Origin of the sequence: Phyllobacterium bourgognense, assembly GCF_003337575.1 — a bacterium.
Lineage (GTDB): Bacteria > Pseudomonadota > Alphaproteobacteria > Rhizobiales > Rhizobiaceae > Phyllobacterium > Phyllobacterium bourgognense.
On the sequence record NZ_QPJM01000005.1, the window covers coordinates 120,977 to 146,226 of the forward strand.

The window sequence follows — 25,250 nt, forward strand, 5'->3', positions numbered from 1 at the left end:
ATACGGTGCTCATGAACCCAAAAGTTCACTGCGCTCCGGTTCTCGAAAATCACCATTTTCGGCTCGTCGTGACGCGAATCTCAATATATCCGTGCCTAACGGTTAAGGAGGAGTGGTTTGCACATTCGTGAGATTCCATGGCTGGAACCTGTCGAAGCCGCCGAGCGATTGCGGGCTCTCGGGGGACTGAGCTTTCTCGACAGTGCCATGCGCCACGACAGCCTTGGACGCTACTCCTATGTCGCGGCCGATCCGTTCGGCAAGCTCGTCGTGGAAAAGGGCGTGGCGAGCTGGAATGGCGCCGCCGTTGACCGGCATCCGCTCGAGGCGATTTCGCACTATCTCGATCTGTGTCGGCTCGATGATCAGCCCGGTCTTCCGCCGTTTCAAGGCGGCGCAATCGGCTATTTTTCCTATGAATTCGGGCGATTGCTGGAGCGCTTGCCGCAACCGGATGCGCCGGCGCAAGGCTCGATGCCAGATGCCGCATGGTATTTTTACGATGTGGTGCTGGCGTTCGATCATCTGGCCGGAAAAGCCTGGTTTTTGTCATCAGGATTGCCGGAAGTGGACGAGACTGCCCGGAAAAGGAAAAGTATCGAGCGTTCCGAATTGTTCCTGCGGCTTCTGCGAGAGGAGCCAAAACAGGAGACTTCGAAAGTCGAGCAGCAGCGGATTACGAGAGCGTCCTGGCGCTCGAATTTCGAGCGCGACGCCTATATGCAGTCCGTTGCCAGGGTGGTGGAATACATCCTCGACGGCGATATCTTCCAAGCCAACATCGCGCAGCGCTTTATCGCGGATCTGCCGGAAGGCTTTGCGAAGTGGCAGTTCTACAGAGCACTGCGCCAGCGAAATGCCGCGACTTTTGCCGCCTATCTGGATCATGGCGATATCGTTATCGCGTCAAGCTCACCGGAGCGGTTTGTCGCGGTGAAAGGCGATCAGGTCGAGACGCGGCCGATCAAGGGTACGATGCCGCGGTCGTCAGATCCCGACGAAGACAAGAATCTCGCCGACATACTTCTCAAATCAGAGAAGGACCGCGCGGAAAACCTGATGATCGTCGATTTGATGCGCAATGATCTCTCCCGCGTTTGCCGACCGCATTCCGTGCTGACACCCGTCCTTTGCGGGCTCGAGACCTATGCGAGCGTCCATCATCTGGTTTCCGCCGTCACGGGGCGGCTGATGGAAGGCAAATCCCTGATGGATCTGATCAGGGCGGCCTTCCCGGGCGGGTCAATCACAGGCGCGCCAAAGCTGCGGGCGATGGAGATCATCACTGAGATCGAGCGCGAGGCGCGGGGCGTCTATTGCGGCTCGATCGGTTTCATCGGTTTCAATGGCGATTTCGACGGTAATATCGGCATTCGCACTGTGCTGTTTCAGGGGGGACGGGCCGTGTTTCAAGCGGGAGGCGGTATTACAGCGCTATCCGATCCTGCTGCCGAATATCAGGAAACGCTGGACAAGGCGGCGCGCATCTTTGCCGTCTTCGATCAGGGTGATGCGCAATGATCCTGATCATCGACAACTACGACTCCTTCGTCTTCACCGTGGCGCGCTACTTTGCTGAACTTGGCGTCGAAACGCAGGTGGTGCGTAATGACGCAATTACGGCAGCGGAAGTCGAGCATCTCGCACCCGAAGCAATTGTCGTTTCGCCGGGGCCGTGCGGGCCGCGCGAAGCCGGGCAATCGATGGAGATTATAGAGACGTTGAGCGGACAGGTGCCGATTCTCGGCATCTGCCTCGGCCATCAATGCATCGGCGAAGTCTTTGGCGGCAAGGTCGTGCGAGCACAGGAGCCGATGCATGGGCGTGCCTCGGCGATCAATCATGGCGGGACAGGCATTTTCAAGGGGCTGCCGAGCCCGTTCCGCGCCGGCCGCTATCACTCGCTGATCGTGGAGTCTGTCAAGGACGGCAGCGATCTATCGGTGACCGCGCGATCCGATGCCGGCGAGATCATGGGGCTCACCCATATCAGCCACCCCACCTATGGCGTGCAGTTCCACCCTGAATCAGTACTGACGGAGTATGGTCACGCTATGCTGGGCAATTTCCTGCGGCTTTCGCGAGGATTTAGGCCATGACGGCCTGCAAATGGTGTTTTTCTGTGCGCCGGTGCTCATGAACCCAAAAGTTCACTGCGCTCCGGTGCTCGCAAACCACCATTTTCGGCGCGTCCTGATCTAAATCCCGACAAACTCCTCGTGCCGTATTTTTTGCCTCTTTGTTCGATATTCCTGTTGGTCGTAACGTCAATCATCCGCTACACACTCAACTGAACCACGCCGTCACTTATCCGGCGCAGTGTCAAAATAATCCATAGAGCCACAGGCAGGAGACAGATCATGCTTCGCAAGACCGATTTCTATATCGATGGAAAGTGGATAGCGCCGGTAGTGGCGAAAGAGCTTGAGGTGATCAATCCGGCCGACGAGCAGGCATTTGCCGTGATCTCGCTGGGTTCTGCAGCCGATGTCGACAAGGCGGTATCCGCTGCCCGCAAGGCTTTCACCACATGGAGCGTGACCAGCCGCGAAGAACGTCTCGCATGGCTTGAGCGACTGCTCGCCGTTTATAAATCCCGTATCGCCGATATGGCCAAGGCGATCTCGTCCGAAATGGGCGCGCCGATCACGATGGCACTGGATGAACAGGCAGCATCCGGAACCGGCCATATCAAGGCTTTCATCCGGTCACTCAAAGAGTTCGAGTTCGAGCGGCCGCTGAACGGTCACGACACGGTCCGGCTTGCCTATGAGCCGATCGGTGTCTGCGGCCTGATCACGCCGTGGAACTGGCCGATGAACCAGGTGGTTCTGAAAGTCGTTCCAGCGATTGCCGCAGGTTGCACCGTCATCCTCAAACCCTCGGAGATTGCCCCGATCTCGTCAGTGATCTTCGCAGAGATGGTCGATGCCTCGGGTCTTCCCGCCGGTGTGTTCAATTTGGTCAATGGTGATGGTCCATCGGTTGGTGCAGCCATGTCAGCTCATCCCGGCATCGACATGATGTCGTTCACGGGATCCACCCGCGCCGGTGTTGCCGTGACCAAGGCTGCGGCTGATACGGTCAAGCGTGTATCGCTGGAGCTCGGCGGCAAGTCGCCGAACATCGTGTTTGCAGATTCGGATGTAGAAGCTGCAGTCAAGCGCGGCGTCGAGCATGTGTTCAACAATACCGGCCAGTCCTGCAATGCGCCGACGCGCATGCTGGTGGAGCGCTCGGTCTATAGCAAGGCGACCGAAATCGCTGCTGAGACCGCCAAGGCTACAAAGGTCGGCGATCCATCGCAGGACGGTGACCACATGGGCCCGCTTGTATCTGAGATGCAGTTCAACAAGGTACAGGGACTGATCGAGCAGGGCATCAAGGAAGGCGCGCGGCTGATTGCTGGCGGTACCGGACGTCCCGAAGGCTTCAATCGCGGTTACTACGTCCGCCCGACGGTTTTCGCCGACGTCAACAATGACATGGTGATCGCCCGCGAAGAAATCTTCGGACCGGTGTTGGCGATGATCCCCTTCGACACGGAGGAAGAAGCGGTAGAGATCGCCAATGACACGCCATACGGTCTTGCCGCCTACATCCAGTCGGGTGATCGCGAGCGCATCAAGCGCGTGTCGAAGCAGTTGCGTGCTGGCATGGTGCGCATTAATGGTGCCGACCATGCGGCAGACGCTCCGTTTGGCGGCTACAAGCAGTCCGGCATCGGGCGGGAAGGCGGTCACTTCGGGATCGAGGATTTTCTTGAAGTAAAGGCAATCAGCGGTTGGGAAGACAACGCTGCCTGAATGTCGGTTTGAAATTCTACTGCGACGGTCATCTGACGCGATTTTCTGCGCTTCCGGTGCTCACGTACCTTAAAGTACGCTGCGCTCCGGTTCTCGAAAACCACGCCATCTGACTCACCGCAGCGACTTTCAAGACGGACACTGAGTTTTAACTGACGAGACGCCATATTTGTCAGGAAGGCAGGTGCGGATAGATGGAAACAGAAACTCACCCGGAGTCCGCACCTGAAGACGACGATGTCAACATCTATGGTGAGGACGGTGCTGTCCGCACCTCCTATCTAGCGCGTGTCGGCGCCGCCATCGCGGACCGGGATGTTCTGTTTCTAAGGTCGCATGTCGGCAAGCTGCACCAGTCCGAGCTTGGTCACGTCCTCGAGGCTCTGCAGCCAGATCAGCGCAGAGCCCTCGTCGAACTTCTGGGCGACGAATTCGATTTTGCCGCACTGACCGAGGTCGATGAGGCGGTTCGCCTTGAAATCGTCGATGCGATGCCGAACCGGCAGATCGCCGAAGGCGTTCAGGAACTCGATTCCGACGATGCTGTCTACATTCTCGAAGACCTCGAGCAGGAAGACCGCGACGAGATCCTGGCGCAGCTGCCGTTTACCGAACGGGTTCGACTGCGCCGGTCCCTTGGCTACCCGGAGGAAACCGCTGGCCGCCGCATGCAGACAGAGTTTGTCGCGGTACCGCCATTCTGGACTGTCGGCCAGACCATCGACTACATGCGCGACAATGACGATTTGCCCGAGTCGTTCTCGCAAATATTCGTTATCGACCCGATGTTCCGGCTTTTGGGCGCCATCGACCTTGATCGCATCCTGCGTACCCGGCGCGACGTCAAAATCGACGAGATCACACACGAGACGCGGCATGCGATCCCGGCGACGATGGATCAGGAAGAAGCCGCGCAAATCTTCGAGCAATACGATCTGTTGTCGGCCGCGGTGGTGGACGAAAACGACCGGCTTGTGGGTGTTCTGACCATCGAGAACATCGTGGACGTCATTCAGGAAGAGGCCGAGGAAGATATCTTGCGTCTTGGCGGCGTCGGCGATGAAGAACTGTCCGACTCCGTGCTATCCACGTCGCGCTCGCGCACGCCCTGGCTGGTGATCAACCTGTTCACCGCCTTTCTCTCGGCATCCGTAATCGGATTGTTCGATGGGACCATCCAGCAAATGGTGGCTCTGGCGGTGCTTATGCCCATCGTGGCATCCATGGGTGGCAACGCAGGCACGCAGACAATGACCGTGACTGTCCGGGCACTGGCGACACGGGACATGGATATCTACAACGCCGGCCGCATCATTCGCCGCGAGGCTTCGGTGGGGCTTATCAACGGCGTCATTTTCGCGATCATGATTGGTGTCATTGCCGGTCTCTGGTTCGCAAATGTCCATATTGGCGGTATTATTGCAGCAGCGATGATCATCAACATGCTTGCAGCCGCACTTGGTGGTATTCTGATTCCGTTGTTGCTGCATCGTTTCGGTGCTGACCCGGCCATAGCGTCGGCGGTATTCGTTACCACGGTTACCGATGTCGTCGGCTTTTCGTCGTTTCTCGGCCTGGCGACCTGGTGGTTTGGCTTCAAATAACATCCGTTTGGTGAATTATGGACTAAAGTTTACAACCGAATACAATCGTGCAATTGACTTTTACGTAATTGCGTGAGCAAAAGATTCAATCGATACAACTGGGGCTGTGTCTGCAATGCGCGAGTATTACACCATTACTGAACTGACACGGGAGTTTGGCGTGTCGACGCGTACATTGCGGTTCTACGAGGATGAGGATCTGATTCATCCGGTCAGACGTGGACGCACCAGACTGTTCCGGCCGTCCGACCGGCATTTGCTCAAGCAGATTCTTCGGGGCAAACGGCTCGGGTTCTCCATTGCCGAGATTCAAGAGATAATCCAGATGTACAAAGAGCCGCCTGGAGAAATGGGGCAGCTGCATCTGATGATGAAGCGCGTCGAGGAAAAGCGCGCAGAGCTGCGCCAGAAGCGCCGCGACATCGAGGAAACCCTGGCCGAACTCGATCAGGTCGAGGAAGGCTGTATCGAGCGCCTGGCGGAACTCGGCGTAAATACATAGCTTTTATTGCGGCATGTTCTCCTGTGTGCAGATGCCAGCGATTTCCTGCATCTGCGGATCGTTTTGATCGCGCTTTCCGGCAAACATGTCATCGAAGATGCCCTGCGCTTCGGTCTGCCCGATGACGCAATCGCAGAACTTCTCGCAAAATGCCTTGTCGTTGTCGTTCTGGCAGCTCTGCACACAGGCCTTGCCGAAGACCTCGCGTGGTGCCGGGACCGCCGGTGGGAACAGTTGCGAAAAAAGAAAAATAGAAGCGATGATCACTGGCTGGTGGATCAGGTAGAAGGCGAGGCTGTGCCTGCCGATGAAACGCAGGCCGCGATCGAGCCAGGATGGAGCGATGTTTCCGGCAAACAATTTGAGCGCATCGAAATGTTGCATCGTCTTGGCGAGCGCCATCCCTGCAAGAACGGCGCCGAACCATGGAAAGATCGGGACGTAATCATTTGATCTTATGATGATTTCCGAGAGGCCGAGCGGCCAGAATAGCGGTGCGTCGAATGCCGGCGAGACGAAATAATACGGAAGGGCGATGACCGCCGCTGCTGCCGCAGCAATAACCAGCGCAGGCAACCGCAAGAACAAAAGTCCCAGAACACTCGCCGCCGCTATTTCATGCAGGATCCCGAAAAACACGAAGCTCTGCGGGGTGACGTACATTGTGGCAAGCGTGATCGCCAGTGCGGCAGCGATGATCTGGGTGAGGCGAATGCCAAACGAGCGCCAGCGAATGCCGCGCCCATGCGCCAGCACAAGGCTGAAGCCAACAAGCGCGAGGAAAGTCGAGGCGATGACGCGGGCGTACAGTTTCCACGCGCCATGGCCGGTTGTTCCGGGTTCGAGATAGCCGAAAAATTCGAAATCCCAGCCTGTATGGTAGGTCGCCATGGCAATAAGGGCGATACCGCGCAACACGTCCAGCTTGCCGAGACGCGTCTTCGTGGGAGAGTTCAAGGTCTCGGCTTTATTCATGTGTCCAAAACTCAATAGTTGCAGCAATTGGCGCAAGCTAGGCGACATGGCTGGCAAAATCCATGGCCGTGGCGCGCGGGTACGGGAAGTTTTTCTTACCTATTCAAAGGTTTCTGTGAAACGGACATAATATGTCGCTTGATTGACTGCTATCGCTCGTCGTGGAGCCGAAACTCCCGGCGACGCTCGAATCAATGCCCCCAAAGTCATCCCAGTGATCAATCAGGTTCGCCATCCTATCTGGATTACCACGGCCAAGCGCCCAACGGCGCGGGTCTTCGCGATCCTCTTTGGCATCGAATCAATGGCACGGGCGATCATTACCAGTGTCGTGCCGATTCAGACCTACGATCTCATGCAGAGCGAGCGCGGGGTCAGCATCCTATACACCTGCATGTCATTGCTCGGGCTGATCTCGACGCTGTCGATCCCGCTGCTCATCGTTCGTATTCCCAGGCGCTGGGTCTACACGGCCGGAACCGTGTCGCTGATCCTCGGGTGCTGTGCCTTCGCGCTCGATACGCTGCCGGGGCAGGCAGCCGGGCTATTTCTGCGCACGTTCGGTTCGGGAACCTTGTCGATCACGCTCAGCCTCTACATCATGGATCACATCAAGAAGGGTGAACTGGTCCGCGCAGAGTCCGTGCGCATGGCAACGGCGACGCTTGCCTGGACCGCCGGTCCGTTTCTCGGCGTCTTCCTCTATACACAAGTCGGGATGATCGCGCCGTTCGTACTATCGATAGGTTTCTCGCTGCTGCTGCTGACGCTGTTCTGGTATTTCCGTCTGAGCGATAATCCGGCGCTGCAAAAAGGTCCGAGCCGCCCGGCCAATCCTATCGCCAATGTGCGCCGCTTCGTCGTGCAGCCGAGATTGCGGCTGGCCTGGCTGATCGCCTTTTCGCGCTCGTGCTACTGGAGCACGTTTTTCGTCTACGGGCCGATCCTCATGGTGGCGACGGGGCAGGGCAATCTTGCCGGCGGTCTTCTGGTTTCGCTCGGCAACCTGTTTCTCCTCGGCTCGATCCTCTGGGGCAAGGTTGGCATGGCCAAGGGGCTGATGCGGACGATTTCCGGTGTATTTGTATTGCTGGCCGTGGCACTCATAGGAGCGGGCCTTGCCGGCGAAAGATTTCCGATGGTGGCTGCGATCATGCTGCTTTTTGGAGCGTTTTTCTGCGTGGCTATCGACACGCTTGGCTCAACGACATTCATTCGCGCAGTCCATCCGCATGAACGGGCACAGATGACGGCGGTTTACCGGACCTATCTAGATTTTTCCGAGATCTTGCCTGCGTTTTTCTACTCGATCATCCTGACGTTTTTCCATCTCGGCTCGATCTTCATTGCGCTGGCAATGCTGATGATATTCACGGCCGTGTTCGTCTGGCGTTATCTGCCGCGCGGCCTATAGGTCAGCGCTGACGCTGTTCTGCATCAGCACGTCGCGTGCCCGGGAAAAGAACTGGCGTCTGAGCAGCACGATGGCAACCAGCGACGTGGTGATCATGAAAAGCACGGGATGCAAAAACCATCCGAGATATCCGATTGAAAAGAAGATACCGCGCAAGCCGCTGTTGAAATGCTGGCCTGCCTGAATGTTGATCCCTGCGGCGCGATTGATTCCCGCAAGCACAACCGGATCGTCTGGACCCTTGTCGCGCGCCATTGGAACGCTGCCGATCAAGATCGAACAATAGTTGAAAAGACGATATGACCAGGCGAATTTGAAGAATGCATAGGCGAAGAGAACGAGAAGCCCAAGGATTTTTGTTTCAAACAATTGCTGGGTGGTATTGCCGAGGAACGGCAGGTCGTGAAACAGCGTCAGAACGCGGCCGGAGGAGTTCAACAGACCGAAACATCCACCGATCGCCAGAATGGAGGTTGAGGCAAAAAAGCCGGTGCCCTGCTGCAGACCGATCATGATGCTCGTGTCGATCATGCGCAATTCGCGTGTCGCCATGGTCGCCATCCATTGCCGCCGCGCCTGGTTCATCTCGTAGGTCAGCGATTTTTTGCCAAGAAACCCATTTGCGGTGGTGTGGGAATACAGCGCCCAAACAATGAAGAAATAGACCAGGGCGACTATGTCGAGCCAATAGGATGTGTTCGGGGCAGCTTCCATTGGATCTCTCTTTGAGTAACAACTGACGATTCGAATGTACGTGAATTTGATAGCTTCGCAAATCTCGCGAACGAAGGGACTACAGGCTTTTTCTTTGACTTTTGCGCCGGCTGACTTATGTCGTAGAAACGCAAGGTGAAGTCGGTGTCGGGCTGCGGGAACCGGTGGCGAGCGACCATTATAGGCCGCGAATACTTCGCCCGGAAAAGGTGGTCAGATGTTTCTGTCGGTTTTCGATCTGTATAAAATCGGCATTGGTCCTTCGAGTTCCCATACGATGGGTCCGATGACCGCTGGGAGCCTGTTTCTTGAGGAACTCAAGAGCGGGCAATGGCCTCGGCCGACCGGCGTCAAGGTCGACCGGTTGCGCGTGCATCTGCATGGTTCGCTGGCTTTCACCGGCATCGGCCATGCAACCGATCGGGCTGTCATTCTCGGGTTGTGCGGCCTGTTGCCGGCCACCGTCGATCCAAACGAGATGGACGCACTGCTCGAGACCGTGAAGCAGACCAAACGCATTTCGCCCGAAGGCCATCCGTCCTATCGCTTCGATCCCGCGAGCGATCTCATCATGGATCGGCGCACACCGCTTCCCGGTCACGCCAACGGCATGGCATTTGAAGCCTATGACGTCGATGACCGGTTGCTCCTACGCCGGATTTTCTATTCGGTCGGCGGCGGTTTCGTCGTGACCGAAGAAGAGCTGGAGGCTGCGAAAACCCGCACCGCGCCGAAGCCGGAACATCCGGTGCCTTTCCCGTTCAAGAATGCCGCTCAGATGATGAGCATGGCGAAGGAAAGCGGTCTTTCCATTGCTGAAATGAAACGCAGCAACGAAGAAGTATTCATGAGCCGTGATGAGCTGAACGCGGGCCTCGACCGGATCTGGGCTGCGATGCGCTCCTGTATCGATCGCGGCCTGGAGCAGGAGGGCATCATGCCGGGTGGCCTCAAGGTCAAGCGGCGCGCACGTTACCTGCACGACCGCTTGCAGGAAGAGTGGCGGCAAAACCGCATCAATCCGTTGCTCGCCAATGACTGGCTCTCTGTCTATGCAATGGCAGTCAACGAGGAGAACGCAGCGGGCGGGCGAGTTGTGACGGCGCCAACCAATGGCGCTGCCGGCGTCGTTCCTGCGGTGCTGCGCTACTATCTGCATTTCCACGACGATGCCGATGACAACGGAATTCGCGACTTTCTGCTGACATCGGCGGCTATCGGCGGGGTGATCAAGACCAATGCGTCGATTTCCGGCGCGGAAGTCGGTTGTCAGGGCGAAGTAGGTTCCGCATCCGCCATGGCTGCCGCCGGACTTGCCGCAGTGCTTGGCGGTTCGCCAGAGCAGATCGAAAATGCCGCTGAAATCGCGCTGGAGCATCATCTCGGCATGACCTGCGATCCTGTTGCCGGTCTTGTGCAGGTGCCCTGCATCGAGCGCAATGCGCTTGGTGCGGTGAAGGCGGTTACAGCAGCTTCGCTGGCGGTGAAGGGCGACGGCACGCATTTCGTGCCGCTGGATGCCTGTATTGAAACGATGCGGCAGACCGGCGTCGATATGAACGAACGCTACAAGGAAACCAGTCTTGGCGGGTTGGCCGTTAACGTCGTCGAATGTTAAAAGACCTTTGCCAATCCACCCTGCTGGTCATCTGACGCGATTTTCTGTGCTTCCGGTGCTCACGGACCAACAAGTCCGCTGCGCTCCGATTCTCGAAAATCGCACCAGCTAACTCATCAGGCTGGATTCTCAACGGTCTTTTGCGGCGCTTGTGGAGAAGCTGCCATTATGGTTGACGCCACAACCTGAAAGCGTAAATGCTAGGGCATGGCCCTCAATCTTGTAAAACTCTGTGTCGGATGCAGTGCAATCGAAGAACTCGCCGCGTGGATCGATTTCAGGCTTGACGAGCGCAGGCGGGCAGGGTTGTCGGCCGAACAATTCCACACAACCCGCATGGTGCCAAAGCGCGTCGAGGAGCTGCTCGACGGCGGATCGCTCTATTGGGTGATCAAAGGAAATGTCCAATGCCGCCAGCAACTGACGGATATCCGGACCTTTACCGACGATGAAGGTATCTCACGCTGCCACCTCGTGCTCGACCCGCGCATCATTCCAACGGAATGGCAGCCGCGCCGGGCGTTTCAGGGCTGGCGTTATCTGACCAGCGAAGACGCGCCCTTCGATGAGGGGCACGGCAAGATCGGGCGGGCGAAACTGCCGCCAGAACTGCGTAACGAGCTTGCGGCTCTAGGCTTGCTCTAGGAGACCCGAAGTCTTACTGCCGACACACCGTTGCGGCTGTCAGCGTGCAAACGCAGTCGCACAGGCGGCATGGCGGCGCGGCGTGTGCGCGCAGCCTGACAAAGCAGCACATTCACCAGATCCATGGTCTTGAAGGCAGAATTACCCCTGCGCAGGTCAGCAATCTTCATTGCAGCCTGTTGCAGGGCCTGCATGCCGCCGAAAAATGGCTTGGTTTCTCTGGCTGTCAGATCAGCCGGGCTATGTATTTCTTTGGTACTGGACATTCGCAAAACCCTTTACGCTATACAAATCGGGGTCTTTCAGATCGCGTGCCTTACGATTGCGGAGCAATGGCGAAGCAGTTGAATTTCTGGCGTTTCAGTGCGGCACAAGCATTGTTGGCTTCCTTGGCGGAGGGGATGCCGGCAAAGCGAGCGCGGTGATAGGTTATCGAACCCTTCTGGAATTTTTCCGTATAGGGCGAGAGTGCTGCGATCGGACCGCGAACCTGCGCTGCGGCCTTGGATAGCATTGCCTTGGCTTCCTCAGAACTGCCGACAGAAGCGATCTGCACCATCCAGCCACCCGAAGGCGCAGAGGCGGTTGTCACCGGATCGACTTCGTCGACATCGCCTTCGCCGATTTCAACCTTCGGCGATGGAGCAGGGACATGCAAAATACGTTCGGCTGGCGATGGAGTTGGTGCTGGCTCTGCATAAGCCGTTACGACCTCTGCGGGCTGTTCGGCTATTGCCTGCTCACGTTGAACGGGGATTGGCGCCTCGTCGCTCGCGGGGAGTTCAACAGCCGCGACCTCGACCTTGCTGTTCTTGCGCGAAGCAATCAGATTGCCGCTGTCACGGCGCGATGCCGCCGGAAGATATTTGGCAATGAGACCAGCCATCTGGGCATCGCGTGCCGGCGTGCTGGAACCGCCCATGACGACCGCGACGAGCTTCTTCCCGTCAGTGCTGACCGACGAAACCAGGTTGAAACCGGAAGCGCGGGTATAGCCGGTCTTTATACCATCCACACCCTGGATCTTGCCGAGAAGGCGGTTGTGGCCGACGATACGACGACCACGGTAGCTGAAGCTTCGGGTGGAGAAGTAGCTGTAATATTGTGGGAAATGCTCACGAAGAGCGACGCCCAGCAATGCGAGATCGCGTGCGGACGAATGCTGGTTGGGGTCAGGCAGGCCGTTTGCATTGCGAAATTGCGTATTGCGCATGCCAAGTTGGCGGGCCTTGTTGGTCATCATCACGGCAAAGCGTGGTTCCGATCCGCCAAGGAACTCTGCGATAGCTGTGGCCGAGTCGTTTGCGGACTTGGTGATAAGCGAGAGAATCGCAGCTTCCGCACTTATCGTCTGTCCGGGCTGGAAGCCAACTTTCGTTGGTGGCTGCGCTGCTGCGTAGGCAGAGACGGGAATTGGTGTCGATTTGGAAACCTTGCCGGATGCCATAGCATCGAACAGCATATAAATCGTCATCATCTTCGTCAGGGAAGCCGGGTAGCGCTGCGCATCCGCATTGGATGAATACAGCGTCTTGCCCGTATTGGCATCGACGACGATAGCCGCTTCTTTCGAAGCTGCGACTGCCGAAGGCGACTCAGCAATGTTTATCCCGGCGCCTAACAGCAGAGCCAGAAATGCATAACCCAATTTTTGTACGTAGTTGGAACCTTGGTGGGCCTTATGATGCACAATCAACACCTGCTCGAATATGCGCGTAGAAACTTTCCTGATGACCCTGATACATCAGAACGAATTTGTGGACTTTAGTCGCACCAGCGTTACCAAACTGTTTATGGTAACCGGACCGTTCACCTTTTCCGCAATATTTGGGTTAAATTTTAGATTAATATTGCAGTGCGGTATAAATTTGACTTTTTGTGCACTGCACCCTACCTCTGGGTGGGTAGGAAATTTCAACTTTGAAAGGATCTACAAATGGCCACTCCGTTCGAAACTCTGAATGAATCGAGCAAGGAATTTGCCAATACCGCGATGAAGAGCGTTTCGGCTCTCACCCATGGGTTGCACACGATCGCCAACGAGGCGGCCGACTATTCCAAAAAATCATTCGAAGAGAGCAGCGTACTCATCGAAAAGCTGGCTACCATCAAGTCGCCTGAACAGATATTTGAAACCCACAGCGTCTTTTCGAAAAAGGCATATGAAGCCTTTGTTGCTCAGGCGACGAAATTCGGTGAGCTCTATGCCGATCTCGCCAAGGAAGCCTACAAGCCCTATGAGGCAGCCGTAGCGAAGGTGACGAAGTAAATATCATCTACTTTGCCACTACAAAAAGCCCGGCTGCCACGCGTAATCGGGCTTTTTTTATTTCTGCGGGGCAATTCGGCCTTTGCAACCGCAACTTGATATTGCAAGCTTCAGGAGAGGGCTTAAAATCAAGCCAGAGCGACCTACATAGAATGCATAAAGCGACACACTATGAGAATGCGGGTATCGGAAGAGATGAAGCGGTTTTCACCCATGATGCAGGATGAGGACAAGGGAAGCGGCAACGGCCCCGGCCGGGGAACGGCTGTCATAACCCGGACCAAACCCAAACTGAAAAAGCCGAGTCTTTATCGCGTGTTGCTTCTGAATGACGATTACACACCCATGGAATTCGTCATCCACGTCCTGGAGCGGTTTTTCCAGAAGAACAGAGAAGATGCTACACGCATCATGCTCCATGTGCATAATCATGGGGTCGGAGAATGTGGTGTCTTTACCTATGAGGTCGCGGAGTCCAAGATGACCCAAGTCATGGACTATGCGCGGCAAAACCAACATCCGCTGCAATGCGTGATGGAGAAAAAGTGAGGTTTCATGCCATCTTTCTCACCTAGTCTGGAGCGCGCCCTGCATCAGGCGCTGACAATTGCCAACGAGCATCATCACGAGTATGCGACGCTGGAGCATCTGCTTCTCGCGCTGATCGATGATCAGGATGCAAGCAGTGTCATGCGTGCGTGCAATGTCGACTTGGCTCAACTGACGCGAACTGTGACCGACTACGTCGACAACGAACTGGATAACCTTGTCACCGGTTACGATGAGGATTCGAAGCCGACTGCGGCTTTCCAGCGCGTCATCCAGCGTGCGGTCATCCACGTCCAATCCTCCAACCGCGAAGAAGTGACCGGAGCTAACGTTCTTGTCGCTATTTTTGCCGAACGCGAAAGCCATGCGGCTTTCTTCCTGCAGGAACAGCAGATGACCCGCTATGATGCGGTCAACTACATTTCCCATGGAATCTCCAAGCGCCCCGGCGCCTCGGAGCCGCGCACACCGCTCGGAGCCGAGAGCCCCAACGAAGACAGCCATGCCGCTGAGTCGGAAGAGGGCGTGACCAAGAAGAAGCAGGACGCCTTGTCGGCCTACTGCATCAACCTGAATGATCGCGCCAAAGCCGGCAAGATCGATCCGCTTATCGGCCGTGATCAGGAGATCAACCGGACGATCCAGATCCTTTGCCGCCGTTCGAAGAACAATCCGCTTTACGTCGGCGATCCCGGCGTTGGCAAGACCGCCATTGCCGAAGGTCTCGCCAAGCGCATCGTCGAAGGCAAGGTTCCAAGCGTCCTCAACGATGCGACCGTATTCTCATTGGATATGGGCACGTTGCTCGCGGGAACGCGCTATCGCGGTGATTTCGAAGAACGTCTGAAGCAGGTCATCAAGGAGCTCGAAGAGTTTCCGGGTGCGATCCTGTTCATCGACGAAATCCACACGATTATCGGTGCCGGGGCCACGTCAGGTGGTGCGATGGATGCATCCAACCTCCTGAAGCCAGCGCTTTCGACGGGTGCCATTCGTTGCATCGGTTCAACGACTTACAAGGAGTTTCGCCAGTTCTTCGAGAAGGACAGGGCACTTGTGCGCCGTTTCCAGAAGATCGATGTCAATGAACCCTCGATCCCCGATGCAATCGAGATCATGAAGGGTCTGCGGCCATATTTCGAAGACTTCCACAAGGTCAAGTACACTGTGGAAGCGATCAAGTCGGCGGTCGAACTTTCAGCGCGCTACATCAATGACCGCAAATTGCCGGACAAGGCGATCGATGTCATCGACGAGACCGGTGCCAGCCAGATGCTGTTGCCGGAGGCGAAACGCAAGAAGTCGATCGGCGTGAAGGAAATCGAAGCGACCATCGCCACGATGGCCCGCATCCCGCCGAAGACTGTTTCGAAAGACGACGAAGCCGTGCTCTCCAATCTCGAGGCGGAACTGAAGCGCGTCGTCTACGGTCAGGACCTGGCCATCGAAGCGCTGTCGTCGTCGATCAAGCTGGCACGTGCCGGCCTGCGCGAGCCGGAAAAGCCGATCGGATCCTACCTGTTCTCCGGTCCAACCGGCGTCGGCAAGACCGAAGTCGCCAAGCAATTGGCTGCCTCGCTTGGTGTGGAACTGCTGCGTTTCGACATGTCGGAATATATGGAGCGTCACACGGTATCGCGCTTGCTCGGTGCGCCTCCCGGTTACGTCGGGTTTGATCAGGGCGGCCTTCTGACCGACGGCGTCGATCAGCATCCGCATTGCGTGCTGCTGCTCGATGAAATCGAAAAGGCGCATCCGGACCTGTTCAATATCCTGTTGCAGGTCATGGATCACGGCAAGCTGACTGATCACAACGGCAAGCAGATCGATTTCCGCAATGTGATTCTGATCATGACGACCAATGCGGGCGCGTCCGATGCGGCGAGAGCGGCAATCGGCTTCGGTTCGTCGCGTCGTGAAGGCGATGACATGGAAGCGATCAACCGGCTGTTCACGCCGGAGTTCCGCAACCGTCTCGATGCGATCATTCCGTTCGGTGCGTTGCCGGTTCCGGTTATCCATCAGGTGGTGCAGAAATTCGTCATCCAGCTCGAGGCACAGCTTGCCGACCGCGGCGTGACGTTTGATCTGCAGCAGGAGGCCATCGCCTGGCTTGCCGAGAAGGGCTACGACGACCGCATGGGCGCTCGGCCGCTTGGCCGCGTCATTCAGGAGCACATCAAGAAGCCGCTGGCGGATGAGGTGCTGTTTGGCAGGCTGAAGAAGGGCGGTACCGTCCGCGTTTCGGTTGCCGAGAAGCCTGATGGTTCGAAAGGTCTGATTCTCGACTACATCGCCGACGAAGTCGTGGTGAAGCCGAAGAAGGAAATACCGGTCGAAAAGAAGCCTCTGGCAAAGAAGAAGCCGGCACCGAAGAAGCCGCTTGAAAAAGCGGGGGCCGATGTGTCGGCCACCAGGAACGTCGCTTCGCTGCCACCCAAGGCGTCTGTGCCAAAAGTGCCGCGGAAGAAATAATCAAAAAGGCCACCTTCGGGTGGCCTTTTTCTTGATGGCATCCGTTCTTCCGTTTATCGCTGAGGCATGGCTGATTCCGGATTGCCCTCCCACCATGCGGATGAGAACGTGAGAACCCGTTTTTCGTGGTTTCTGTCAGGTGCATCCCTGATCACAAGCATTCCTGCGTTGATCCTGATGACAGCGCATGTGGGCTTTGCCGGGTTTGCCAGTGAAAATGGCGTGACCTTGCTACAGGCGACGTTCATGGTCGCCATTATCTGGGCTCTTCCCGCCAATATCGTCCTGATCGGTGCAATTGCGGGCGGTTATTCACTATTCGGCGCGGCAATTGCTGTCGGCCTGTCGTCGATCCGCCTGATGCCAATGGTGGCGGCTTTCGTGCCGGAAATGCGCGGACCCAAGACGCGGAAGATTACCTTGCTGTTTCTGTCGCATTTCATTGCCGTCACCGCTTGGGTAGTCGGCATGGAGCGGCTCAAGCATGTTCCGCGCGATATGCGCACGAGTTATTTCGCCGGTCTGGGTATCACGTTGACGTTGACCAACACACTCGTGGTGGCTGTGGTCTATGTTCTCTCGACCGATTTCCCGCCCATGGTTTTCGCTGCGTTGTTCTTCTTGACGCCAATGTATTTTTTGACGTCGCTGTGGGGTTCAGCGCGCGATCGATCGGTGCATGTCGCCATGGTTTCAGGCCTACTGCTGTTCCCCGTCATGCATTCCATCGCGCCGGCCTATGATCTGCTGCTCACCGGTGTTGCCGGAGGGATTGTGACCATGGCCTATGTCCATCTGGCCAAGAGGAGCGCCGCCGGATGACCTGGCAGAGCCTGACTGATTGGTGGTGGCCCTATCTGTTCATCCTGCTCGCAGGGTGGTTACCCACAGATGTCTGGCGGTTCATTGGCGTGTTTATCGGTGGCCGGGTCCGTGAAGATTCCGAAGCTTTGATCGCAGTGCGAGCCGTCGCCACGGCGCTTGTCGCAGGAGTCATCGCCCAATTAATCCTCTATCCGAGCGGAGCGCTGGCGGAGACCTCTGTGTTTCTGCGGATAGGTGCAGCCGCAGCAGGCTTCGTTGCATATCTCGCTCTCGGAAGACGTGTAATCATCAGCGTGATCGCCGGCGAAGCCGTCCTGCTCTGCGGACTACTGTTGACCTAGAGCCTGCCTGATTTTCTCTGCGTTTTCGGCCAGGACGTTCTGATCCTCCATCTGCCCCGTATGCGGCCGCAGAGCGACGCCGTCAAAACGCGGAATGACGTGGAAATGCAGGTGGAAAACCGTCTGCCCGGCGGCTGGTTCGTTGAACTGGATGACAGTGACACCATCGGCGTCGAAAGCCGCTTTGACCGCGCGTGCGAGCTTCTGCGTGGTTTTGATGACGGCTGACAGACTGGCTTCGTCAACATCCAGGATATTGCGGAACGGCGCCTTGATTATCGCAAGGCAATGACCTTTGCCTTGCGGCATGACGTCCATGAAGGCATAGGTTTCCTCATCTTCGAAAAGCTTGTGTGACGGGATTTCCCCACGCAGGATCTTCGCGAATATGTTGTTTGCATCATAGGGTGGGGTCATGGCGTACCTCTTTATTGGTCGGACTTCTTGAAGGGCGTGTGCTCGTTGAGAACATGATTCATCAAGGCGACATCCTCGCGCTCACGCTCAAGAAAATCATCGATGGCGCGCCGCAATCCTGGATGAGCAAGATAATGCACGGAATGCGTTGTCACGGGTAGATATCCACGTGCAAGCTTGTGCTCACCCTGAGCGCCGGCCTCGACGACACGCAGTTTTCTTTCGATAACAAAGTCGATCGCCTGATGATAACAGACCTCGAAATGCAGAAAACGGTGATCTTCGATGCAGCCCCAATGCCTGCCAAAGAGCCGGTCCGATCCTATGAAATTGATGGCGCCAGCAATGTAGCGTCCGTCCCGCCGCGCCATCACCAGTACGATGTCATCCGGCATGCGCTCGCCGATCAATGTGTAGAACTTGCGATTGAGATAAGGGCGACCCCATTTGCGGCTGCCGGTATCCATATAGAATGCGAAAAAAGTATCCCAGATTTCCGGGGTGAGCTGGCCGCCGGTCAGTCGTTCGATGGTGATGCCGTCAGCGAGGGCCTCGCGGCGTTCCTTCTTCAGCGCTTTACGTTTGCGCGAGGCGAGCGTTGCCAGAAAATCATCATAGGTGGAATAGCCTTCATTGAAGAAATGAAACTGCTGGTCTATGCGGTGCAGGAAATCCGCGTCGGTGAAGGGAGGCAGTTCCGTTTCGGTGACGAAGGTGGAGTGGGCTGACGAAACGCCGAGTTGAAGGGTGAGCTGACGCAGGCCATTGGCGAGAGCAGCCCGAACCGCATCGCCATCCCGATCGCGCCGGACCAGCAGCCGCGGACCTGTAGCGGGGGTGAAAGGAATGCTCGCCTGCAATTTCGGATAATAGCGCCCGCCGGCCCGCTCGAACGCATCGGCCCAGCCGTGATCGAAGACATACTCGCCCTGGCTATGGCTCTTCAAATAGCAGGGGACGGCACCGATCAAAGTGCCACAACCATCCTCCAGACGTAGAAACTGCGGCAGCCAGCCGGCCTTGCGCGCGACGCAACCGGAATCTTCGAGCGCAGACAGGAAGGCATGCGACAGGAAAGGATTGTAATCAGGCGCCCCGCGCGATGTCCCGGAGAGCTCCGACCACTCCGTTTGCGTGAACGCGCCAACGCCATCGCAGACGCGCAAGGTGAAATTGCCATAGTCAGGCTGTGTTATTGTAGAAATGGCTTTCTAGCCTCGCAGAATATTTTAGTTATAGATTTCGCGGCGATGCCCGATCTCGACAACCAACACCACGAGGCGATGATCCTGCAGGTCGCACAGGACACGATAGTCGCCCACGCGATATCTCCATAGATTTCCAAGTTCGGAACCTTGCAGCGCTTTCCCGGTCTGGCGTGGATCAGCTAGATTGGCAATTCGATCATTTAGATATTTGTAGATACGAATACGGGTTTGCAAGTCCAGTTTTTCTATGGATTTACGTGCCAGGCGATCATACTCAATCGACCAAGCCACGCCAGAATTCCTCCGCGCTTATAATTTCAGATTCACCACGTTTCAGGCGTAGTAAAGCTTGCTCAGCAAGGTAGAGGTCTTCAAGGTCTTCCAAATGTTCTTCGATTGCCTGTTTGATGTAGAAGGTGGTCGTGCGCCCAGTCCTTGCGGATAATGCCTGCAGCCGCTCATAGGTTTCGTCCGGAAGCCTGATCGCTGTTTGTTTACTCATAGCTCAACCCTTGGTTTACGTGTATACCAATCTTAGAAGAAGGAGCTCTTGCTTTCAAGTCAAATGCGGATCAAATCCCTCGAAAGTGATTTGATCGACAAGGGCGTCGCTGATGGCCTTTTCGGCGATGCTCCTTACCGTCCATGAGATGACAGGCATGTCCATCGTTCCCCGGACAAGTTCGACAAAACGGTTTTCCAGATGGTGGACGTTGTAGGAGACAAAGTCGATACCGTAGGCCAGCATGGAAAAATGCGCTTCGAGATCCTCATCGCGAAGACCCTCGGCGGTCAGTCCGGCGGGAATGCCCGGCGCGTCTTTGCCGAAACGGCGGATCAGGTGGTGATCGAAGGACATGATGGCTGCCAGGCCGTCATATTCGGCTAGATCGTTGGCAACCGCCTTGACCAGGCCCTCATCGCGCCCGGGAATTCCCTTGAGTTCGATGACGATGGGCACGCGGCCGTCAATCAACTTGAGGGCCTGAGCCAGCGTCGGCACATGATCCTGTGTGCCGCCGACACGAAGTTTGCCGGCTTGCTCGGCTGTCAGCTCGTCGATATTGCCTTTGCTCCCTGTCACCCGGTCGAGCGTACCATCGTGGAAGACAATGGCTTTGCCGTCAGCAGAGAGATGGACGTCGCATTCGATGGCAAAGCCGGCGCCTGCGGCGGCGTCAAACGCCGACAGAGTATTCTCCCAGCGCTTGTTGTTCAGATCGTGCAAACCACGATGCGCGATCGGCACGCTTTTCAACCAATCAACAGAAGGCATGTTCAACGAACCTCGATAATGGCTTCAATTTCGACCGGTGCGTTCAGGGGCAGGGCGGCCGTGCCCACAGCCGAGCGTGCATGACGGCCTGCATCGCCCAAGACGGCAACGAGTAGATCCGAGGCACCGTTGGCGACGAGGTGCTGCTCGACGAAATCCGGCGTCGATGCAACGAACACCGTAATTTTCACTATCCGCATGATCCGTTCGAGATCGTCCAGCGCCGCTTTCGCCTGCGCCAGAACATTGATCGCGCAGGCTTTGGCTGCTTCCTGGCCCTGTGCGACGTTCAGCTCGGCACCCAAAAGCCCGGTGTGGATGAGCTTTCCGCCTGCCAGCGGCAATTGCCCTGACGTCAGAAGCAGGGAGCCGGTCCGGGCGAAAGGAACGTAATTGGCTGCCGGTGCCGCTGCTACAGGCAGCGTTATACCAAGCTCCTGCAAACGTTTTTCGATGGTGCTGGTCATGGGATTATTTCCTTATGTTTCCGGAATCGCGAGCGATTGTGAACGAAGTTGCGATTTTTGCCTCGCTTCCGCCAAGAGTTATTTTAATATGCACGTTCAAATATTGGAGAATCTTTCGATGCGCATTCTACCTGTTGTTGTTTTCAGTCTCGGTGCCTTGGGCCTGACCGGCTCCTCAATGGCTTTTGCAGCTGGAACCGCGACTCTCGTTCCGCATCGCGCCATTTACGATCTCAAACTGGACAGCGCGCAGGACAGTAGCGGCATAACGGGTTTGACAGGCCGCATGGTCTATGAATTCAACGGCTCGGATTGCGAGGGTTATACGACGAATTTTCGTTTCGTCACCCGCGTTGACATGGAAGAACAGCCGCAGCGGGTGACTGATCAGCAGACGACGACATTCGAGTCGGGCAACGGCGACAAATTCCGCTTCGTCAACAAGACATTCGTTGACCAGAGCTTGACCAAGGAGGTGCGCGGCGACGCCGCACTGCTCAAGGACAAGACGGAAATTTCGCTGACAAAGCCAGAGGCAAGCAAAGAAGATCTCGAGCTGTCACAGTTTCCAACGCGCCACATGCAGGATCTGATCTCCAAGGCGTTGGCCGGGGAAGTTTTCTACCAGACAAAACTGTTCGACGGATCGGAAGATGCCGACAAGGTAATGGCGACCACGGTGGTTATCGGCAAATCTGCGGTTTCCGATGACGACGAGTCAAAAAATATGGGCTCGCTAGCAAAAGAAACGACGTGGCCGGTTTCGATCGCTTATTTCGACGACAATGAGAAGACGGAGGGGCTGCCGAGCTACCGGATCAATTTCAAGATGTATCGCAATGGCGTGACGCGCGATCTCAAGATGGACTATGGCGATTTCTCGATGACAGGGAAGCTCGTTGATCTGCAGTTATTCGATGCCCCGAAGTGCACGAAGTAGGTGCTATGCCAGGCGATAAACAGCAATCCCAAGGAATAGCACTAATTGAGGCACTCGCAGAGATACGCCATCGCTTGGCTGCGATGCCTTGCTTGGACCGACGCACGGCCGAGGAAATTCTTGATTACGACGAAAATGGACTGCCTGCGAGTGGCAGTTTGTATAAAGCGTCGGAGCTGCATCGATAGTATTACTGGGCGGCAATTCCATTGTGCGTGGTTCGACAAGCTCACCATGAGGGCAGTTGTAGGCCGCATAACTAATTGCCGCCATTGCGGAACGTGACTCCGTGCAAGCGCCCCACCTCCCTCATGGTGAGCTTGCCGAAACACGCACTTGTTTTTGCGACATTAAAATGCACGACTCTGAGTTTTATCGTCCCCGCACTTGCTTATTGCGCAATTATCCATTAACAGCCGCTTCATTCCACACACGGGATTTGGGTTGATATCGGGAGAAATCCGATATGGCCTCCGGTGGCGGGTTTTCCCGCCTCTTCCCGTGGAGGTTCAACCGGAAAAGGAAATACAAGAGATGGCATTGCCTGATTTCAGCATGCGTCAGCTCCTTGAAGCTGGCGTTCACTTCGGCCACCAGACACATCGCTGGAACCCGAAAATGGCACCATATATTTATGGTTCCCGCAACAACATTCACATTCTCGACCTGGCCCAGACCTATCCGCTGCTCAATACAGCGCTGAAGAAGGTTTCGGACACCGTAGCCCGTGGTGGCCGCGTTCTGTTCGTTGGCACCAAGCGTCAGGCCTCGGACATCATTGCCGACGCCGCAACCCGTTCGGCCCAGTATTACGTCAATGCCCGCTGGCTCGGCGGCATGATGACCAACTGGAAGACGATTTCGAATTCCATTCAGCGTCTGCGCAAGCTGGACGAACTTCTTTCCGGCGAAGCTCAGGGCTTCACCAAGAAGGAGCGTCTGAACCTCGACCGTGAGCGCGAGAAGCTCAACCGTGCACTTGGCGGTATCAAGAACATGGGTTCGGTTCCGGACCTCATCTTCATCATCGATACCAACAAGGAAGCCATCGCCATCCAGGAAGCCAAGCGTCTGGGTATCCCGGTTGTCGCCGTGATCGACAGCAATTGTGATCCGGACCAGATCGATTTCCCGATTCCCGGCAATGATGACGCATCGCGCGCGATTTCGCTTTACTGCGATCTGATCGCCAAGGCGGCACTCGATGGCATTCTGCGTCAGCAGGGTTCGCTGGGCATGGATATCGGTGCACAGGAAGAAGCTCCTGTCGAGCCTGCGCTCGAAGCCCCGGCTGAGGTTTCAGCCGAAGCGCCTGCTCAGGAAGGTGAAGCCTCCGCTTGAGGTTTCATACACCCGTCGTATCGGGTGATTAACAATGATTCGATTGGCGCATAGCGCGCCGCAAAGTTGGCATGCTGGTTTCTCCAGTATGCCTTCGCTTTGAGAAGAGGCGACTAGAATGAGCATTACTGCTGCACAAGTAAAAGAACTTCGCGAGATCAGCGGCGCCGGCATGATGGACTGCAAAGCGGCCCTGACTGAAACCAATGGCGACATGGAAGCCGCTGTCGATTGGCTGCGTGCCAAGGGTATTTCGAAGGCAGACAAGAAGGCTGGCCGTACGGCTGCCGAAGGTCTCGTCGGCGTTGCATCGAACGGCAAAAAGGCTGTCGTTGTCGAGGTCAACTCCGAGACCGATTTCGTAGCTCGCAACGACGCATTCCAGGACATCGTCCGCAATGTTGCCAATGTGGCATTGACGACCGATGGTTCGACCGCTGCGGTTGCCGCTGCGACCTATCCTTCATCGGGCAAGTCGGTTGTCGATACGATCAAGGACGCCGTTGGTACAATTGGTGAGAACCTTTCGTTCCGCCGCTCGGCAGCATTGACGGTCAATGAAGGTGTTGTCGCAACCTATATTCACAACGCTGTTTCCGACGGCCTCGGCAAGCTCGGCGTTCTCGTAGCGATCGAAACTGCCGGCAACGCCGACGTCGCACAGGCTTTCGGCCGTCAGGTCGCAATGCATGTCGCGGCGACCAACCCGCTTGCCCTGACTGCCGCCGAGGTCGATCCAGCTGCTGTTGAGCGTGAAAAGGCAGTCTTTACCGAGTCGGCCCGTCAATCGGGCAAGCCTGAGAACATCATCGAGAAAATGGTGGAAGGCCGTCTACGCAAATTCTACGAGGAAGTTGTGCTTCTCTCGCAGGCTTTCGTCATCAATCCGGATCTGACCGTCGAGGCTGCTCTTAAAGAAGCGGAAAAGACGATCGGTGCACCGGCCAAGATCACGGCATTCGTCCGTTTTGCCCTTGGCGAAGGCATCGAGAAGGAAGAGACCGACTTTGCAGCTGAAGTTGCCGCAGCTGTGAAGAAGTAATCTTAGCCTGCTGAAATCAAAGGGCATCGCGTGACAACGCGGTGCCCTTCGTGTATCCGGAATTCGAAACGACGTTGAGGAAGGTTCCATGGCTGGTACGGCAGTTTACAAACGCGTTGTGCTCAAAGCCTCAGGGGAAGCTCTCATGGGCGATCAGGGCTTCGGCATTGATGTGGCCGTCGCCGATCGAATTGCCAGCGATATTGCGGAAGCTCGTGCATTGGGTGTGCAGGTTGGCGTGGTCATCGGCGGCGGCAATATTTTTCGCGGCGTAGCTGTAGCCTCCAAAGGCGGAGACCGGGTTACCGGCGACCACATGGGTATGCTGGCAACGGTGATCAACTCTTTGGCGCTGCGCACTTCACTGGTGAAGCTCGGCATCGACACGGTTGTCCTTTCGGCGGTAACCATGCCTGAATTCTGCGAGACGTTTTCGCAAAGGCTGGCGACCGAATATATGGACATGGGCAAAGTTGTGATCTTTGCCGGAGGCACTGGCAATCCCTTCTTTACGACCGACTCCGCAGCCGCGCTGCGTGCAGCAGAGATTGGTGCCGATGCCCTGTTCAAGGGCACCCAGGTTGACGGAATTTATTCGGCGGATCCTAAAAAAGACCCAAATGCTGTGCGGTTTGATCATTTGACCCACAAGGACGTGCTGGATCGCGGGCTCGCTGTAATGGATACGACGGCTGTAGCTCTTGCACGTGAAAATAATATCCCAATAATCGTCTATTCGATCCATGAAAAGGGTGGTTTTGCAGAAGTGCTACAGGGTAGAGGACGTGCAACGGTCGTATCGGACCATTGATAGTTCTGCCG

At 56.3% G+C, this 25,250-nt stretch carries 27 protein-coding genes; 17 read left to right on the forward strand and 10 right to left on the reverse strand.

All coding sequences use genetic code 11. The features are described 5' to 3' along the window. The first annotated feature begins 117 nt into the window (after positions 1 to 117). The 5 genes from pabB to C7476_RS11240 all read left to right on the forward strand — a co-directional run bounded on the left by pabB (position 118) and on the right by C7476_RS11240 (position 5,912). Positions 118 to 1,521 carry an aminodeoxychorismate synthase component I gene (gene pabB, locus C7476_RS11220; protein ID WP_114430015.1) on the forward strand — a complete coding sequence of 468 codons (1,404 nt, stop codon included), beginning with the start codon at positions 118 to 120 and terminating at the stop codon, positions 1,519 to 1,521. Further along, the gene (locus C7476_RS11225; RefSeq protein ID WP_114430016.1) at positions 1,518 to 2,099 is read left to right on the forward strand and encodes an anthranilate synthase component II; all 582 of its coding nucleotides are present in this window, start codon (positions 1,518 to 1,520) and stop codon (positions 2,097 to 2,099) included. Before pabB ends, C7476_RS11225 begins: the two co-directional genes overlap by 4 nt. A 261-nt stretch (positions 2,100 to 2,360) precedes the next feature. Beyond that, positions 2,361 to 3,806, forward strand: coding sequence for an aldehyde dehydrogenase family protein (locus C7476_RS11230; RefSeq protein ID WP_114430017.1), 1,446 nt, complete (start codon positions 2,361 to 2,363; stop codon positions 3,804 to 3,806). Positions 3,807 to 4,000: 194 nt separating this feature from the next. Continuing rightward, the gene (gene mgtE, locus C7476_RS11235) at positions 4,001 to 5,410 is read left to right on the forward strand and encodes a magnesium transporter (RefSeq protein ID WP_114430018.1); all 1,410 of its coding nucleotides are present in this window, start codon (positions 4,001 to 4,003) and stop codon (positions 5,408 to 5,410) included. A 115-nt stretch (positions 5,411 to 5,525) separates the two neighbouring features. Next, positions 5,526 to 5,912 carry a MerR family transcriptional regulator gene (locus C7476_RS11240; RefSeq protein ID WP_112529338.1) on the forward strand — a complete coding sequence of 129 codons (387 nt, stop codon included), beginning with the start codon at positions 5,526 to 5,528 and terminating at the stop codon, positions 5,910 to 5,912. Between the two features lie 3 nt (positions 5,913 to 5,915). On the opposite strand, the gene C7476_RS11245 is transcribed toward C7476_RS11240, so the two are convergent. After that, positions 5,916 to 6,887 (reverse strand): heparan-alpha-glucosaminide N-acetyltransferase, encoded by a 972-nt coding sequence (locus C7476_RS11245; protein WP_114430019.1) that lies wholly within the window; start codon positions 6,885 to 6,887, stop codon positions 5,916 to 5,918. 214 nt (positions 6,888 to 7,101) lie between these two features. On the opposite strand from C7476_RS11245, the gene C7476_RS11250 reads away from it, so the two are divergent. Further along, complete coding sequence (locus C7476_RS11250; protein WP_114430020.1) at positions 7,102 to 8,301, forward strand: MFS transporter; 1,200 nt, start codon at positions 7,102 to 7,104, stop codon at positions 8,299 to 8,301. On the opposite strand, the gene C7476_RS11255 is transcribed toward C7476_RS11250, so the two are convergent. Further along, positions 8,296 to 9,015 carry a DUF599 domain-containing protein gene (locus C7476_RS11255; protein WP_114430021.1) on the reverse strand — a complete coding sequence of 240 codons (720 nt, stop codon included), beginning with the start codon at positions 9,013 to 9,015 and terminating at the stop codon, positions 8,296 to 8,298. The two genes, C7476_RS11250 and C7476_RS11255, sit on opposite strands and share 6 nt — an antisense overlap. A 217-nt stretch (positions 9,016 to 9,232) precedes the next feature. On the opposite strand from C7476_RS11255, the gene C7476_RS11260 reads away from it, so the two are divergent. Together C7476_RS11260 and C7476_RS11265 are read left to right on the forward strand one after the other, a co-directional pair. Next, a complete protein-coding gene (locus C7476_RS11260; RefSeq protein ID WP_114430022.1) occupies positions 9,233 to 10,633 on the forward strand; it encodes an L-serine ammonia-lyase in 1,401 nt (466 codons plus the stop codon). Positions 10,634 to 10,840: 207 nt separating this feature from the next. Further along, positions 10,841 to 11,278 carry a DUF1489 family protein gene (locus tag C7476_RS11265; RefSeq protein ID WP_114430023.1) on the forward strand — a complete coding sequence of 146 codons (438 nt, stop codon included), beginning with the start codon at positions 10,841 to 10,843 and terminating at the stop codon, positions 11,276 to 11,278. On the opposite strand, the gene C7476_RS11270 is transcribed toward C7476_RS11265, so the two are convergent. Both C7476_RS11270 and C7476_RS11275 read right to left on the reverse strand, forming a co-directional pair. Next, positions 11,275 to 11,544 (reverse strand): hypothetical protein, encoded by a 270-nt coding sequence (locus C7476_RS11270; RefSeq protein WP_114430024.1) that lies wholly within the window; start codon positions 11,542 to 11,544, stop codon positions 11,275 to 11,277. The two genes, C7476_RS11265 and C7476_RS11270, sit on opposite strands and share 4 nt — an antisense overlap. A 50-nt stretch (positions 11,545 to 11,594) precedes the next feature. Beyond that, positions 11,595 to 12,968 (reverse strand): D-alanyl-D-alanine carboxypeptidase, encoded by a 1,374-nt coding sequence (locus tag C7476_RS11275; RefSeq protein ID WP_114430192.1) that lies wholly within the window; start codon positions 12,966 to 12,968, stop codon positions 11,595 to 11,597. A 246-nt stretch (positions 12,969 to 13,214) separates the two neighbouring features. Between C7476_RS11275 and C7476_RS11280 the strand changes: the two genes are divergently transcribed. The 5 genes from C7476_RS11280 to C7476_RS11300 all read left to right on the forward strand — a co-directional run bounded on the left by C7476_RS11280 (position 13,215) and on the right by C7476_RS11300 (position 17,737). After that, entirely contained in the window at positions 13,215 to 13,547 is a 333-nt protein-coding gene (locus C7476_RS11280; RefSeq protein ID WP_114430025.1) for a phasin family protein, read from the forward strand. Positions 13,548 to 13,742: 195 nt separating this feature from the next. Next, a complete protein-coding gene (clpS, locus tag C7476_RS11285; protein WP_112529322.1) occupies positions 13,743 to 14,096 on the forward strand; it encodes an ATP-dependent Clp protease adapter ClpS in 354 nt (117 codons plus the stop codon). 6 nt (positions 14,097 to 14,102) lie between these two features. Next, a complete protein-coding gene (clpA, locus tag C7476_RS11290) occupies positions 14,103 to 16,571 on the forward strand; it encodes an ATP-dependent Clp protease ATP-binding subunit ClpA (RefSeq protein WP_114430026.1) in 2,469 nt (822 codons plus the stop codon). Positions 16,572 to 16,637: 66 nt separating this feature from the next. Further along, positions 16,638 to 17,393 carry an AzlC family ABC transporter permease gene (locus C7476_RS11295; RefSeq protein ID WP_114430027.1) on the forward strand — a complete coding sequence of 252 codons (756 nt, stop codon included), beginning with the start codon at positions 16,638 to 16,640 and terminating at the stop codon, positions 17,391 to 17,393. After that, positions 17,390 to 17,737, forward strand: coding sequence for an AzlD domain-containing protein (locus tag C7476_RS11300; protein ID WP_114430028.1), 348 nt, complete (start codon positions 17,390 to 17,392; stop codon positions 17,735 to 17,737). The genes C7476_RS11295 and C7476_RS11300 overlap by 4 nt, the downstream gene beginning before the upstream one ends. On the opposite strand, the gene C7476_RS11305 is transcribed toward C7476_RS11300, so the two are convergent. From C7476_RS11305 to C7476_RS11330, 6 genes are read right to left on the reverse strand one after another with little or no spacing between them, the layout of a single operon-like run. Continuing rightward, the gene (locus C7476_RS11305; RefSeq protein ID WP_114430029.1) at positions 17,723 to 18,154 is read right to left on the reverse strand and encodes an HIT family protein; all 432 of its coding nucleotides are present in this window, start codon (positions 18,152 to 18,154) and stop codon (positions 17,723 to 17,725) included. The two genes, C7476_RS11300 and C7476_RS11305, sit on opposite strands and share 15 nt — an antisense overlap. Positions 18,155 to 18,165: 11 nt before the next feature. Beyond that, positions 18,166 to 19,359, reverse strand: coding sequence for a GNAT family N-acetyltransferase (locus C7476_RS11310; RefSeq protein WP_425373971.1), 1,194 nt, complete (start codon positions 19,357 to 19,359; stop codon positions 18,166 to 18,168). Between the two features lie 24 nt (positions 19,360 to 19,383). Further along, positions 19,384 to 19,653, reverse strand: coding sequence for a type II toxin-antitoxin system RelE family toxin (locus C7476_RS11315; RefSeq protein WP_114430031.1), 270 nt, complete (start codon positions 19,651 to 19,653; stop codon positions 19,384 to 19,386). Further along, entirely contained in the window at positions 19,637 to 19,864 is a 228-nt protein-coding gene (gene relB / locus C7476_RS11320) for a type II toxin-antitoxin system RelB family antitoxin (protein ID WP_114430032.1), read from the reverse strand. The genes C7476_RS11315 and relB overlap by 17 nt, the downstream gene beginning before the upstream one ends. 54 nt (positions 19,865 to 19,918) lie before the next feature. After that, positions 19,919 to 20,638: a glycerophosphodiester phosphodiesterase gene (locus C7476_RS11325; protein ID WP_114430033.1), complete on the reverse strand. Its 720-nt coding sequence runs from the start codon at positions 20,636 to 20,638 to the stop codon at positions 19,919 to 19,921. 2 nt (positions 20,639 to 20,640) lie between these two features. Then, positions 20,641 to 21,105 (reverse strand): RidA family protein, encoded by a 465-nt coding sequence (locus C7476_RS11330; protein ID WP_114430034.1) that lies wholly within the window; start codon positions 21,103 to 21,105, stop codon positions 20,641 to 20,643. Between the two features lie 118 nt (positions 21,106 to 21,223). On the opposite strand from C7476_RS11330, the gene C7476_RS11335 reads away from it, so the two are divergent. The 4 genes from C7476_RS11335 to pyrH all read left to right on the forward strand — a co-directional run bounded on the left by C7476_RS11335 (position 21,224) and on the right by pyrH (position 25,239). Beyond that, positions 21,224 to 22,045 (forward strand): cell envelope integrity EipB family protein, encoded by an 822-nt coding sequence (locus C7476_RS11335; RefSeq protein WP_114430035.1) that lies wholly within the window; start codon positions 21,224 to 21,226, stop codon positions 22,043 to 22,045. Positions 22,046 to 22,579: 534 nt separating this feature from the next. After that, entirely contained in the window at positions 22,580 to 23,386 is an 807-nt protein-coding gene (gene rpsB / locus C7476_RS11340) for a 30S ribosomal protein S2 (protein WP_114430036.1), read from the forward strand. A 118-nt stretch (positions 23,387 to 23,504) separates the two neighbouring features. Beyond that, positions 23,505 to 24,428 (forward strand): translation elongation factor Ts, encoded by a 924-nt coding sequence (gene tsf, locus C7476_RS11345; protein ID WP_114430037.1) that lies wholly within the window; start codon positions 23,505 to 23,507, stop codon positions 24,426 to 24,428. 88 nt (positions 24,429 to 24,516) lie between these two features. Then, positions 24,517 to 25,239 carry a UMP kinase gene (gene pyrH / locus C7476_RS11350; protein ID WP_114430038.1) on the forward strand — a complete coding sequence of 241 codons (723 nt, stop codon included), beginning with the start codon at positions 24,517 to 24,519 and terminating at the stop codon, positions 25,237 to 25,239. Positions 25,240 to 25,250: the final 11 nt, after the last annotated feature.